Raw genomic sequence first — 13,919 nt, forward strand, 5'->3', positions numbered from 1 at the left:
TCTGACTAGGCCCACCACATATCGTGAGGCTGTTCGCGAATCAAGATAGATTGCAGGTTGGTAACAGCACGATTGAATCCTTCTTCAGTTGACATCAACGGATCTTCATGTTCAATGCTTATAACATAGTCATATCCGTAAACCCGCAAAGCACTGATAATGTCGGACCATTCTGACAGGCTATGTCCACAGCCTACGGAGCGGAACGTCCAGGAGCGATTTTGCACATCCCCATAAGGCTGCATATCCAGCAACCCGTACATGTTAATGTTATCCTGATCCAGATAAGTGTCTTTGGCATGAAAATGATGGATCGCGCCGGCTTTGCCCAATATTTTAATCGCACCTACCGGATCGATACCTTGCCACCATAAGTGGCTAGGGTCCAGATTTACGCCAATTGCATCGTTAGTCTCTTCTCGTAATTTCAAAATCGTATATGGTGTATGGCACAAAAATCCGCCATGCAGTTCGATCCCTATTTTTACATTATGCTCTTCGGCCAACTTACCGATTTCCTTCCAATAGGGGATAAGCTTATTTTCCCACTGCCATTGCTTAATATCGCTGTATACAGTTGGCCATGGAATAACAGGCCAGTTTGGAGCTTTCGCATCATCACTGTCTCCGGCAGTACCAGAGAATGTATTAACGACGGGGACTCCCATAAGAGAAGCCAGCTTGATTGATTTACGTAAAATGTCGTCGCCTTCCCGAGCCTCCTCAGGATCTGGAGAAATCGGATTGTTGTGGCAACTAAAAGCGCTGATGATCAAACCGCGTCGCTCAAACTTCTCTAGATAAGCCTTTCGTTTCTCTTCGCTTGCAAGCAACTCATCTGTAGGACAATGCGCATTTCCCGGGTTGCCTCCGGAACCAATCTCAACGGCATCCAAACCGGCAGCTGCTAACTTATCCAGCATGTCATCTAACGACAAATTAGAAAATAACGGATCAAACACGCCCAGTTTCATCGTAACATTCCTCTCTTTTCGCAACTATGATTAGTTATGGTTGTGACATATGTAAAAAAGTTGAGCAGTTACAATGGGAATTACCACATTTTCAATCCCAAAATCGATTTTGCCTTCCCGTCACGTTTTATGATGATGTAAAACATGCAAAAATCTCTAACCCTCAACTTGTTTGACACCCTTATCATACAAGTCTGATTAAAGACTATCTTCCTATTTTCTTGCTGTTTTATTCTCGGATATTGTCATGCGATACTTTAAAGGCGATGTTCCGGTCGCTTCCTTAAAGAAGTGATGAAACGTCTTTACACTACTGAAACCTGCCTCCTCAGCTACTTCAGTAATCGAATAGTTTTCATTGAGCAAAATCCATTTCGCTTTATTAATTCGATATTCATTTAAAAAAGTTACAAAGGTCATTCCCGTATTTTTCTTGAAAAACTTCGTGAAATAATAAGGACTAAACCCTATATAGTCAGCAACGTCCTTGAGGGTAATTGATTCTTGATAATGGTTTTCTACATATTCGAAGATTCGTTCCAGCTTCATAAGCATTTCCTTGGTCGGAGTCAAGGTATTCTCTGAACTTTGATGCCGATGCTGCTCACTACTCCTCGGAATATCTCTAAGAATAAAAGCCAACATTTCGTAAAGCTTGGCCTTGATCATATAAGCATAGCCTTCTTTACGCTCGATATCTTCTGTGCTTATGCTTTGAAGAAGCGGAATCAGCTTGGTTACCGTTTCATGAGGCCAGTTCCAGCTTGATTGCTCTATTTCTGTAAAGATGTCTCGCAGCGACCGGTCATCGTAAATTAGTGAGGATACATCCTGGAAAAGAATTAGATCAAATTGAATAACGATTCGTTCGCTATCCGGGGATGACAAAAAAAAGTGGACGTCCCCGCCATTAATGATTTGTACCTCTCCCTGCTTCAGGCGCATCACTTTATCATTCATCCCCAAATCCAAGCTTCCTTGAGTCACATATATGATTTCAATCTCCTTATGCCAGTGAGGATAACAAAGCACATCCCCTTTGTGAATAAAGCTCCGAAACGGAAGACGTTTGTCAAGTTCCGGGATTTCTAGATATAAACTCATTTCCATACCTCCCCCCATTAATCCATTGCATTATACTTTTCCTGCTCCTGTATCACCTGCTCAATCCCCAACAGAATCAATTTCAATCCAAAATCAAATGCCCCATCTGTCCCCATCATCTCAAACAGCCCGCTACTGTACATTCTCCGGAACACTCCCGCTTCCGTCTCGCTCATAGAGTCCAAAAGAGGCATCATCTCCCCGCTGGAAAGCCCCCCCTTGTCCTTAGAAATAACGGAGACTGTCCGTTGATGCTGATATCCGTCCAGAACGAAGTAAAAAACATAGTTCACAAGGGTAAGAACCGCTTGCAATTTCTGCTCTTCCTCCAGTGAAGTCGATTCCATGCAGAGCAGCATCCGGTTGGTGAAACGAATCATGTCCGGCTCGTGTGGCAGCGTGAGCATCATGAGCTGCGTGGAACAGGGATACTGATGGAGCACTCCTCGTATCGTTACCGCAAGTCCCGACATTTGCTCTTTCCAGTCCCCTTCCGAGTGGAACTCTTCCAAAATTATTTTTGATATTTGGTTGGCCAAATGCTGGTAAAGATGCTGCTTGCTTTTAAAGTACCAATACAAAGAGGGAGCTTGAATACCGAGCCGATCGGCCAACCGTCTCATGCTGAATTTTTCAATACCTTCCTCCCCCAGAAGCTCCCACGAGGCTTCCAAGATCATATCTTCTGAAATCTGAGGCTGTTGTTTTTTCATCCTTATCCGCCCTTTTATCTAACAGTGTAAGTTTATGCTTTACAGGTTTATAGGTTCATGATACCATCTAACACTGTAAGGTACAAACTAACACTGTTAGATTGGGAGTTGGAACGATCTTTCGAATTCCACCATTCCCATTCATTTCATGACTAAAATAAACGAAGAAAGTAGTGATCCACATGGATGCAGAAAACCTCCATTATTTTGAAAAAGCGCCGATCGGAAAAGCCGTAGCTCACTTCGCTGTACCAATGATGCTAGGCACGTCAATGAGTGTCATTTATTCCATATTGAATGCTTATTTCCTTGGTACACTGGGCAATACGGCCATGTTAACCGCACTTGCACTGACCTTGCCGCTATTCGCGGTCATTATGGCGCTAGGGAACTTGATTGGCATGGGGAGCGGTACATTCATCTCCCGTTTGTTAGGAGAAAAAAGATGGGATGATCTGAAGCATGTGTCTTCATTCGCCTTTTACAGCAGTTTGGTTCTCGGTCTGATCGTGATGGTCGTTGGTCTCCCATTCATCGATTCGATCGTTCATGGTCTGGGGGCAACGCCAGAATCCTTCAGATTTACGAAGGAGTATGTTTCGGTGATGCTCATTGGTTCACCATTTATCATATTATTCTTCACACTGGAGAATATTGTGCGCTCGGAGGGTGCAGCAATCACGTCGATGATCGGTATGGTGCTCAGTGTTGTTGTCAATATTATTCTCGATGCACTTGTGATCTTCATCTTCCATTGGGGCGTAATCGGCGTTGCGTCTGCAACGGTCATTTCCAACCTGGTCGCGAGTGTATTTTACGCCTTCCATATAGGATATAAGAGCCCATTCTTAACCGTCTCCGTAAAATGGTTCAAGGCTTCCAAGGATATTTTGACCAATGTATTTAAAATTGGAGTTCCCGTCTTTGTTATGAGCATCTTCTTGGGTGCAATGTCACTCATCTTTAACCATTTTCTTGTCGAATATGGGGATCAGGCCATTGCGGGCTATGGAATTTCATCACGTTTATTGCAATTTCCTGAATTTATTCTGATGGGTTTGTGCGAGGGAGTCGTGCCGTTGATTGCCTTCTCTTTTACAGCGAATAAATTACGCATGAAGCAAACGATTGGTTTCACGATCAAAGCGATTGTGTTGTTAGCAGTTGTGTTCGGTGTTATCGTCTATCTGATATCCGACCACTTAATTGGTTTGTTTACAAGTGACCCGCTATTAATTGAAATGGGCAGCTACATTCTGCATGTCACATTTTTATCCTTGTTCGTTACAGGAATGACCTCTTTGTTTATGGGGATCTTCCAAGCCACAGCGCAAGGTACCGCTGCGTTTATTATGTCAGTCATTCAAGGAATTACGCTAATTCCTGTGCTCTATATCGCCAACCGAATGAATGGCTTCCACGGGGTGGTTTGGTCGCTGGTTATTGCCGATGTTGTTGCGTTCCTTGTAGGGGCGATCATGCTGTATGTTCTGCGGAATAAATTGCAGCCGGAACTGGATCATTTCGTACAGTAAAAAACATCGTACAGCTTCCCACTAAACTAAGATGTGCTAATCGAAATAAGCAAACCGTTCCCATGTCTAGGAACGGTTTGCTTATGTTGTGTTTTTTATTCAATTACGCTGCAATCGGCCAGGACATCCGGTTTATAGCGCATGCTGTCCGATTCTGTGATGGGGCGGATGACTCTGCAGGGAACACCCGCTGCAAAAGAGCCCTCAGGGATATCTTGGGTCACTACGCTTCCCGCGCCAATGACACACCCGTCGCCGATCGTAACACCTCCGCACACCGTAACGTTAGCGGATAACCAAACATCATTTCCGATCGTGACAGGTTTGGCGTAGCAGAGAGTCTTGGCTTCACCGTTTGAGTCCAACATTTGTCGACGTTCTGAAGCAATAAAAGGATGAATCGGTGTAACAATGGTAACGTTAGGCCCAAAACTGACGTGATCACCGATCGTAACTCTGGCATCATCCTGGACGGTCAGATTGTAGTTTGCGAAAAAATGGTTACCGATTTCTGTGTGAATGCCATAATGAAAGAAAATGGGACCTTGGATAAAACAATGGTTACCTTTTCTGCCCAAGATCTGCAAAAGTAATGCTTCGCGTTCCTCCGTTTGATCCTCAAAGGTACGACTGTATTGACTACTAAGATTGTGTGAGCGCAGCTTGATGGCCTTAAGGTCAGAATGACCGGGACTAAATAAAATCCCCTCAAAAATTCGTTCTTCTTCAGTCATGTGATCAACTCCCGTTATGGATACTTCGATACATCAAAACCCACACTTCATATACTACCTTTATAATGGTTTTTTATAAACTATTTATTTATGAATGCATTTTCGAATACTTTTTTGTCAGTGGATGATCATAGTCTTCTTCAAGGGTCGGATATAATCGGAGTACAATCCATTCATATGGGTATATTGGATAATAAAGTAATGTTTTTTAGTGGAGGTGAAGTGAAGATGGCGATTAGAACTGAGGGCAAACATTTAAACTCAAAGGTAATGAGTCGCTTCGTATATTCTAACCGAAATCTTTGGTCTGGGATTCTATTCGGAATTGGTTTAGTTGCCTTTATAGATGAGACCTTTTTCCATCAACTGCTGCGTTGGCATCATTTTTATGACAAGTCCACCACAGATGTTGGTCTGATTTCAGATGGTCTGTTTCACGCTTTTAGCTGGTTTGCGACAATCGGAGGATTGTTTATGTATGCCGATCTTCGAAGACGAAACGCTATTTGGCTTCCGAGATGGTGGGGAGGGCTTTTTCTGGGAGCGGGTAGCTTCCAATTATATGATGGGCTCATTCAACACAAACTAATGGGGATCCATCAGATTCGTTATGTGGAAAATGTCATTTTCTACGACTTGGTCTGGAACATCTTGGCTGCTCTAATGATCCTGATTGGGCTCAGTCTTATTTATCGCACAAGAAGCAGCCCATCATCCGAAAAGGCTCACTCATATGAACATTGATACTCACATTCATCATAACCATGGAACCGAGCTGCAACATATTACATCGATAGTACCTCAACTGATTCTAGCACTACCTTTTGTAGTCGCGTTTGGTATGTATATCTTTGCTGCAGTCCGTTCCAGTCGTAAGAAACCTTGGCCATTATACCGGACTGTTTTCTGGTCAATTGGCGTTCTTTTTGCAGTTATGTCCGTGGCTGGCCCCCTTGCAAATCTTGCCCATACTGATTTTATTGCGCACATGGTCAGTCATTTATTTTTAGGTATGCTAGCACCATTGCTTATGGTATTGGCCGCACCCATGACTCTTCTGCTGAAATCGCTAAGTATACCGTTAGCCCGGCGTCTTACACGTATTCTGAGAAGTTGGACGTCCCGGATATTGACTCACCCTATTATCACATCACTCCTTAATATAGGAGGACTTTGGATAATATACACTACAAACTTGTACTCTCTCATGCACGAGAATACCCTTTTGCATCTCATCATTCATTTCCATATATTCGCAGCAGGCTATCTGTTCACAGTGTCCATAATTTACATTGACCCAATAACCCACCGATTCTCCTTTTTGTACCGCTCAATTGTACTCATTATTTCCTTAGCAGGTCATGGCGTTTTATCAAAGATAATCTATGCCTACCCGCCTAATGGTGTACCTTTGGATCAAGCCAAGCTCGGAGGCATGCTCATGTACTATGGTGGAGATGCCGTTGATATGGTGATTATCTTCATATTATGTTTGCATTGGTTTAGAGCAACTCGGCCTCGAGCAAGCCTAACTATGAGCTAGTGATGGTATTAATATTTCATCCCTTACGTCACCAATTTCGGCTGTACTGGATATAAGCTCCAACTTCGGTTCGCTTCAGATGTTGAAGCCGCCCCCGTACTTGTCAGTCATTCAAGGAATTACTTTGATTCCTGTGCTTTATATCGCTAATCGGATGAATGGCTTCCACAGGGTGATCAAAACGCAAAGCTCCAGGCGACTTCCTTTTTCCTCATGTCTTCACACTCCTTTTCCTAGTATCCCTTTATCGTTTCCCTTGTACCCTTAAAGTAAAAAACGCTAAAATAGCCACATTATATTAGTGCTTTTTCGATATTCGCTTTTACGTTCCTGTGGCACAAAAAAATGCCTTTTGAGTAAAATTGCACAATGAGCAAAATTAGGTTAGGATAAGTTTTGGAAGTATGTAGTTAGTGCAGAAAATTGTAGTGTCTCGTAAATAAGGTAGAAAGGAGTCGTGTGCACCACAATGAAGTCAACAACTCACTTTTGCATCCCCTCAGAAACAGCCCTGTTGGAGGTGTACGCATAAGCGGAAAATGATGACCAAACCAACCTTACGGCATTTAAAAAAAGAAGCGACAGAGCAATCACTAGCTATTGCGGCATTTGAACTTGCACTTGAACATGGATTGGACGGCTTTGTTGTTGAGGATATCGTGCAAAAAGCAGGTTATTCCAGAAGAACTTTCGCAAACTATTTCACATGTAAGGAAGAAGCAATAGCGATGGGAGCTACATCTGTTCATAGCACTACTGAATTCGAGAATTTGCTCACCAAAATCCCCCCAAATGCCTCCTTGCTTGACGTTCTGTATCAACTAATCAAGATGCAGCTAACAGCGAACCTCATAGGAAGATTGCGTGAACTTTTGTTGCTTTCCCAAAAATATCCGGTCTTGGAACCGCATTTCCTCGGGGTAGTGCACCAGATGCAGACGAAAGCTCAAGAAACATTGTTAGACCTGTCAAACGGAAATGATGACGAGGTATATACTTATCTATTAATTAATGCGGTATACGGAACAATTCTCCCTTTAATTGATGGAAGACTTAATGTGTTGCTGCCGGGTCAAAACATGAATGATCACCAAAGAGCTGGGGCTGTGACATTCGACGCGTTTCTAGAAACCATGTTTGTTTATTTGCGCAAAGGATTCTAATGCGCAACAATCGATATTCACCTTAGAAGGAGTGTAAAATAGAGAGATGTCTACATTATTATACAAACTGGGAAAGACTGCTTTTCGCAAACCGGGGTATTTCATCATAGGCTGGGTGTTAATATTGGGGATCGTCATTTCGATGATCAGCATGAATGGTATTCATATCAGTTCCGAAATGAAGATTGAAGGTACTGAATCGCAAAAAGTTCTGGACCAGTTAGCAAAAGAACTTCCCGCGGCCTCTGGTGGTCAAGGAAGCGTAGTATTCAAGGCCCCTGATAACGAGCGTTTGGATACGCCTGAACGCTTGGCTGCAATGATGAAGGGTGTTAATGAAGTATACGGGTTGAACGATGTGATTAACCCTGCCGATTATGCAGCTGAGGCAAGCAGTTCCGGTGCAGCCGCTGACATGGCTCAAGCTGCCAATATGCAGCAATCAGCATTAGCCTCTCCTCCACCCTATGGACCTCTGATCGTGGAGGGTGTTCCTGTTCCTGGTGTCCTAATTTCTTCTGACGGCAACATTGCACTGTTCCAATTTCAGTTTACCATCGAGCAATCTGCAATTACTCAAGATGTATTTGATTCCGTAATCCATTCCGTTATGACTGTAGAGAATGGAACCAACATTACCGTGCTCCCTGGCGAAACACTCAAAACGGTATCCATCGGTGTAGGCTCGGCAGAGATTATTGGACTAATCATTGCTGTAATTGTTTTGCTGATAACACTCGGCTCCGTCGTTGCAGCAGGTCTTCCCCTTGTTACTGCGCTTCTCGGTGTTGGCATCGGCGTAGGCGGAGCCTTCTCCATCTCCAAATTTATAGAAATGCCCAGTGTTACTTCAGTCTTGGCTCTGATGGTTGGACTGGCTGTGGGGATCGATTACGCTCTATTCATTGTCAATCGCCAACGCCGGATGATTATTGATCAACGCTTGAGCGCACAAGAGGCTGCCGCAAGAGCGATTGGCACATCCGGCAGCGCCGTATTTTTTGCCGGTTTGACTGTTATTATTGCACTCTGCGGTATGCTTGTCATCGGACTCACGTTCTTATCCACGATGGCGTTGGTCGCTGCTGCTACCGTTCTCATCAACGTATTCGTTGCTCTAACCCTGTTGCCGGCTCTGCTTGGATTGGTAGGTGAACGCATCTGTTCACCTAAAGCCCGCGAGAAAAGCGTGAAACATTCTAAAGAGGGAAGTCACGGAGTCGCTGATAGATGGGTTAAATTCGTTATCAAGTATCGTTGGGTCACAATTATCGCCATCATTGTTGTACTAGGTGTAGCAGCAACGCCAATAACCAAAATGGAAATGGGCATCCCGGGAGCATCCTCAGCCAATCTGGATACGACGGCAAGACAAAGTTATGATGCCATATCCGAAGGCTTTGGCGAAGGGTTTAACGGCCCGCTTATTCTCGTCGCAGAACCTAATCATTCTTCTGCTCACATTACTCCGGAACTCCTAGGCAATCTCGTCAAGGACCTTCAAAGCCAAAAAAATATTGCACAGGTTACCCCGCTGGGCATGACGGAGGATCTGGCTATTTTCAGTCTCATTCCGAAAACGGGTCCTAACGATAAAATCACGAAAGATCTGGTGAACGATTTACGATCTACGGAATCGAACATTGCACAGAAGAATGACGTTAAGCTTGGTGTTACGGGACTCACTGCCGTTAACATTGATATGTCATCCAAATTGGCACAGGTATTCCCGATTTATGTGGGGATTATTATCCTGCTGTCGCTTATCATTCTGCTGCTTGTATTCCGTTCGATTATCGTTCCAATTAAAGCAACGATTGGCTTTCTGCTCAGCATCCTGGCTACATTTGGGATCACTACAGCTGTATTTCAATGGGGCTGGCTGCATTCCCTCTTCGGCTTCGATACAGGTGGTCCGCTGCTAAGCTTTATGCCAATCATCGTGACCGGTATCCTGTATGGGCTGGCGATGGACTATCAAGTATTCCTTGTTAGTTCTATGCGGGAATCCTACGTCCATGGTCACAGAGGGGTCGATTCCGTTATTCATGGGTACAACCAGGTAAGTCGCGTTGTTGTAGCCGCTGCGGTGATCATGGTCTCTGTATTTGCAGGATTTATATTTACGGATGACGTCATGATCAAACAGATTGGTTTCACATTAGCTGTAGGAATTATGATCGATGCTTTCATCATTCGCATGGGATTGGTTCCTGCCATTATGGCTCTTTTCGGTGACAAATCCTGGGCACTTCCGAAATGGCTGGACCGCATTCTGCCGAACCTTGATGTCGAAGGTGAGAAGCTGATTGCTACGCTCAATGCCAAAGAAAATGAACCTTCCAAGTTATGATGCAACGTGTTATATGATTTGACTTGGTTTGGATATTAAAATAAGAACCAGCAGCCAGTAATTGGCTGCTGGTTCTTATTTTCTATCTATATGATTAACTCAAACGTAAACTCTTCCAACTCTTCTTCCGCTTCTTGCATTAAATCTAATAAACGATCTGCGTATTCTCCAAGAGACTTCCTGCTTGCATCAAAATCAATCCATTGAATGGTAAGTGGCATGGAGACGAAGCCAGTCAAGCAATCCCATAATGCATCCAAATTTCGGCCGTAAGAGGCGCCTAATTCAAGTCTGGCCTGAAGAACGTCATGTAATTCTTCTTTGCCATGAATGTCCTTTCCGTAAATGACAATAGTTTTCATACGATCTCCCCTTCCCTATTCCATTTGTTCAAACGTACGGTAATGATCGGTTGTTTTATAGATCAAGCCATCATTGGAGTACAGGATTCGATCGCTTCCTCGCGTTCCTCCTGAATAATTAATGTCTGCTTCGTACCAAGTCCTGCCCTTTTTCTTGGGTAACAACCCTTCGCGATTTTGAAATACATCACCGCCTATACTTTGGCCTGGGGCCACGTTTTCCAAATTTCCTTTGCTTGGCTCCCAGCCCAGTTCTCTGGCCTCTTTCTTGGTTATGTAATTTTCTGGAAGTTCATGGTGCTCCGAAATATACATAGCTACTTCATCAAATTGCGTTAGAGGTGAATTAGCATGAGATGAACCATTAAATGAAGCCGTTTCGAGTGAACATCCCGTAAACAAGATGGTCGCTAGAATAATAAGCAAAGCACTTAAACATTTTTTGAAATACATGGTTTACAATCAATCTCCTTCTGAGCTTTTAGCATCTTACCCATCATAACAAAAAAGCCGCTAAAATAGCGACTCCATGGACCTAATGTTGTCTCCAAACGTCCGAACATCCCACAAAAAAAGGGGTCGGGGCAGAATATATTCCCCAACCCAACCCGCTATTCCCGCCTTCTCACGGCTCATTCCCCCATGCAAGCTGGTCGTTTATATACCCGGTGACTTGTTCATTGTTTACAAACTGACTGGCGGATGCCTTAAACGAATAATCGTTAGCCTGGTTGTAGTTGGACCAGTTATTTTTGGAGAACCGTGCTTGAATTTCTGCGCTTTGTCCGGGATTAAGCATTCCGGCGGAACTTGTAAATCCAACTTCCAAATAATAATCCGCTCCGGCAACTGGAGTTGCCAATTTAACGAATTTGCTGGTTACATTTGCACTCCCAATACTGGCCCAGTCAGACCAGAAACTCTGCGCTTCTTCCCCGTCAATCGTATAGTAATACCTGAGTTTTACATCACTCAACTGAATGGGCGCATCCCCACTGTTCATTACTTTGAAGTGGGGTGAGATTCCGTTGGTGGATGAACTTGTATTGCCGTTAAAGGCTTGGATCGTCAAGTCCCCTGAAGGTACAGAAACACTGCTGTCCACTGCATTCACTGTAAGAACAGCGTTATTTCCTCCGTTGAAATGAAAGGTTATCGCATGCTGCCCCAACGAAAGCGTGGAAAGATAGGATTTCCCCAGAACGACACCAGAGTTGGATGCCGTATAATCCTGGCCCAACACAAGCGTATAATTTCCATTTGTTATGCTCGTAAGCTGTTTTCCATTTAAGGTAAGGGATACGGAAATATCCTGTGCTAGATTCACTGCTTTATCAAACGTCGCATTCGCGGGCGAAATGACAGCGTTTGCGCCTGGTATTGAATCGACGATTTTAACTTTTAATACAGGATCTTGGCCTTGATTAATATCAAAGACGATCGAATGATCACCAGCTGGCAGCCCGGCCAAAAATTCTTTTTTCAGCAGCAGCGTATTTCCGTTTAAGATATAATCTTGAGACGCAGTTAATGCATTGGTGCCGACCCGGAGAGCGTTTAATGTATTTCCGTTTAAATTCAGGGAAATGGTTATGTCACTTGGACTGGGTGCATTTTTGTCAAATTCAACGGTTGCAGGTGTGATGGATGTGCTTGGATTAGGAGGGTTTACCTTTAAATTGGGCAGCTCATCCAGTGTGATAACATAATCGCTTTGATAAAGTGTTGTTAGAGTGGCAGGATCATTAAATGCAGAACTCATAAGATGTTCGCCATACCATGGACAGAAGTAGAGCCATCCCGATTTTTCCTCTGTCAGATTCTGTACGCTTGGGATCGTATCGTTCTCCGTCATGGCAACCATTTTCGTACCGTTCGTTAAATCAACCAGCTGATAAAAAATCGAAGTAATGGCATCCTCATTAGGTACGCCAGACAAACCGTCATTGCGGTTGTAGATCGTATTGTATTTATCATAGCCAACAATGTCTACCTGATCGTCGCCAGGATACCATGCAGGAGAAGTGTTATACACATAGCTGTTGTACGTCCAGATCAAGTTATGCAAACCGTATGTCTCTGTAAGTTCGGTATAGAGCAGATCCCAGAGCTGCTTATATACGTCTGCACCTGCTGAAGCCCACCAGAACCACGCACCTTCCCCATTCAAGCCGCCATTGCCCTCAGCCTCATGATAGGGACGGAAAATAACCGGCACATTGTTATCTTGCAGAATCAGCAACTGTTCCGCTAGATCTTCAATCGTCATCATGACGTATTGATATTCTTTTGTACCCGGAATCACAGCGTTGGCTGTATTAAAATTAGTTTCTGTGGGCTTGTAGGTGGCTTCCTTCCAATCCACATGCTCCCCAAGCTGATAGGTGGTGAAATTTCGGGGTACATTGATGTGCCATGATGCTGTAGCAATTCCGTCCCGGTTATTCACCCAATCGATCATCCGATCCGTTGTGCCATCCTCCCACCCGTAAAGCGGATTATAGTTCATAAAATCAAAGCCGCGAATGGCGGGATACTTTCCAGTTAAATTATTAATCCAATCAAACTCCAACTCCGTATTGCCGTCATTCCCGCCTCCGTAAATTTCCTGCTGACCGGAGATGATATGGTTTCCATACACCTCTGTTAAATAATTCATAAGTAGTTGCGTCTCAGGTGTGGCCTCGGAATCGGTGAGCACCGGCTGGACATCCAAGGGATCTAGAACAGCATGATCCACAGTGAAGGTGTCGAAATAAGCAAATCCCCAGCCAGCCTTCAGCTCAATGGTATTGCTTCCTTGATTCAGCTTATGAAAGCCAAAATTAAAATCATTCCATGTAGTCGTGTAAGGCAGCATATACGAACCTTTGGTTACACCATTAACGGATAAATATTGAAGTCTGCCGTCAGCGCTTAACTCCTGCATATAACGGGTGGAGATCGCATACATGCCGGTTTCCGGGACAGTTACTGTGAATGTAATGGTGCCGGAATTTTGCATCCAGACAAATCCACTCCCGGAGAATCCGGGCTTGGGCTGACCGTAAATTTCAGTCACTACTTGAAGGTCGGAGGAAAGTAAAGCGTTTTCGCTTTCAATCGTAAAAAGCGGGGGTACTGCATGAATAGGCGTTGTCACCAATCCGAGCAGCAGAATGAATGCCATCATCAATGCGCTTGCCTTTTTGAACAAATTTTTCATTTTCATTATCCTCTCCAACTGAAATATGAGAAAGAATTTCAATCTGTCCATTCATGGTTGCGCTTTCATCCTAAACATAGCATATGTATCAAGTTTTGCAAATATATGGGCTGAAAAATAGTTGCAGTCCTTCAGTAAATAAAAAAAGCCGCTATTTGGCGGCATTCCCATGGGGGCTGTTCTCGTTAAGTTCTTCGAATACAGAATTAAGGCCTAATCAAGGTATGGCATTG

Annotated in this window: 12 protein-coding genes; 5 read left to right on the top strand and 7 right to left on the bottom strand. The window is 43.9% G+C overall.

Going from position 1 to position 13,919, the window contains the following annotated elements; all coding sequences use genetic code 11:
• Window positions 1–5 precede the first annotated feature (5 nt).
• From PPA03S_RS19235 to PPA03S_RS19245, 3 genes are all read right to left on the bottom strand, one after another.
• Window positions 6–974, bottom strand: a complete 969-nt coding sequence (locus PPA03S_RS19235; protein WP_062325266.1) for a sugar phosphate isomerase/epimerase family protein — start codon at window positions 972–974, stop codon at window positions 6–8.
• 213 nt (window positions 975–1,187) lie between these two features.
• Entirely contained in the window at window positions 1,188–2,078 is an 891-nt protein-coding gene (locus PPA03S_RS19240) for an AraC family transcriptional regulator (protein ID WP_062325267.1), read from the bottom strand.
• A gap of 17 nt (window positions 2,079–2,095) precedes the next feature.
• Entirely contained in the window at window positions 2,096–2,791 is a 696-nt protein-coding gene (locus PPA03S_RS19245; RefSeq protein ID WP_062325269.1) for a TetR/AcrR family transcriptional regulator, read from the bottom strand.
• Window positions 2,792–2,973: 182 nt separating this feature from the next.
• Here PPA03S_RS19245 and PPA03S_RS19250 point away from each other — a divergent pair, with 182 nt between their 5' ends.
• Window positions 2,974–4,326, top strand: coding sequence for an MATE family efflux transporter (locus PPA03S_RS19250; protein ID WP_062325271.1), 1,353 nt, complete (start codon window positions 2,974–2,976; stop codon window positions 4,324–4,326).
• A gap of 95 nt (window positions 4,327–4,421) precedes the next feature.
• On the opposite strand, the gene PPA03S_RS19255 is transcribed toward PPA03S_RS19250, so the two are convergent.
• Window positions 4,422–5,060 (bottom strand): sugar O-acetyltransferase, encoded by a 639-nt coding sequence (locus PPA03S_RS19255; RefSeq protein ID WP_062325273.1) that lies wholly within the window; start codon window positions 5,058–5,060, stop codon window positions 4,422–4,424.
• 270 nt (window positions 5,061–5,330) lie between these two features.
• On the opposite strand from PPA03S_RS19255, the gene PPA03S_RS19260 reads away from it, so the two are divergent.
• From PPA03S_RS19260 to PPA03S_RS19275, 4 genes are all read left to right on the top strand, one after another.
• Window positions 5,331–5,804, top strand: a complete 474-nt coding sequence (locus tag PPA03S_RS19260) for a DUF2243 domain-containing protein (RefSeq protein ID WP_411835371.1) — start codon at window positions 5,331–5,333, stop codon at window positions 5,802–5,804.
• A gap of 97 nt (window positions 5,805–5,901) precedes the next feature.
• Entirely contained in the window at window positions 5,902–6,603 is a 702-nt protein-coding gene (locus PPA03S_RS19265) for a cytochrome c oxidase assembly protein (protein WP_326100253.1), read from the top strand.
• Between the two features lie 539 nt (window positions 6,604–7,142).
• Window positions 7,143–7,766: a TetR/AcrR family transcriptional regulator gene (locus PPA03S_RS19270; protein ID WP_082704228.1), complete on the top strand. Its 624-nt coding sequence runs from the start codon at window positions 7,143–7,145 to the stop codon at window positions 7,764–7,766.
• Window positions 7,767–7,812: 46 nt separating this feature from the next.
• Window positions 7,813–10,119: an MMPL family transporter gene (locus PPA03S_RS19275; RefSeq protein WP_062325278.1), complete on the top strand. Its 2,307-nt coding sequence runs from the start codon at window positions 7,813–7,815 to the stop codon at window positions 10,117–10,119.
• Between the two features lie 86 nt (window positions 10,120–10,205).
• Here the strand turns inward: PPA03S_RS19275 and PPA03S_RS19280 are convergent, their stop codons facing one another.
• From PPA03S_RS19280 to PPA03S_RS19290, 3 genes are all read right to left on the bottom strand, one after another.
• On the bottom strand, window positions 10,206–10,481 hold the full coding sequence (locus tag PPA03S_RS19280) for a barstar family protein (protein WP_062325280.1): 276 nt from the start codon (window positions 10,479–10,481) through the stop codon (window positions 10,206–10,208).
• A gap of 15 nt (window positions 10,482–10,496) precedes the next feature.
• A complete protein-coding gene (locus tag PPA03S_RS19285; RefSeq protein ID WP_062325282.1) occupies window positions 10,497–10,934 on the bottom strand; it encodes a ribonuclease in 438 nt (145 codons plus the stop codon).
• 172 nt (window positions 10,935–11,106) lie between these two features.
• Window positions 11,107–13,686 (bottom strand): glycosyl hydrolase, encoded by a 2,580-nt coding sequence (locus PPA03S_RS19290; RefSeq protein WP_062325488.1) that lies wholly within the window; start codon window positions 13,684–13,686, stop codon window positions 11,107–11,109.
• Window positions 13,687–13,919: the final 233 nt, after the last annotated feature.

The sequence above is a fragment of the Paenibacillus pabuli NBRC 13638 genome, from assembly GCF_001514495.1.
Taxonomy (GTDB): Bacteria; Bacillota; Bacilli; order Paenibacillales; family Paenibacillaceae; genus Paenibacillus; species Paenibacillus pabuli.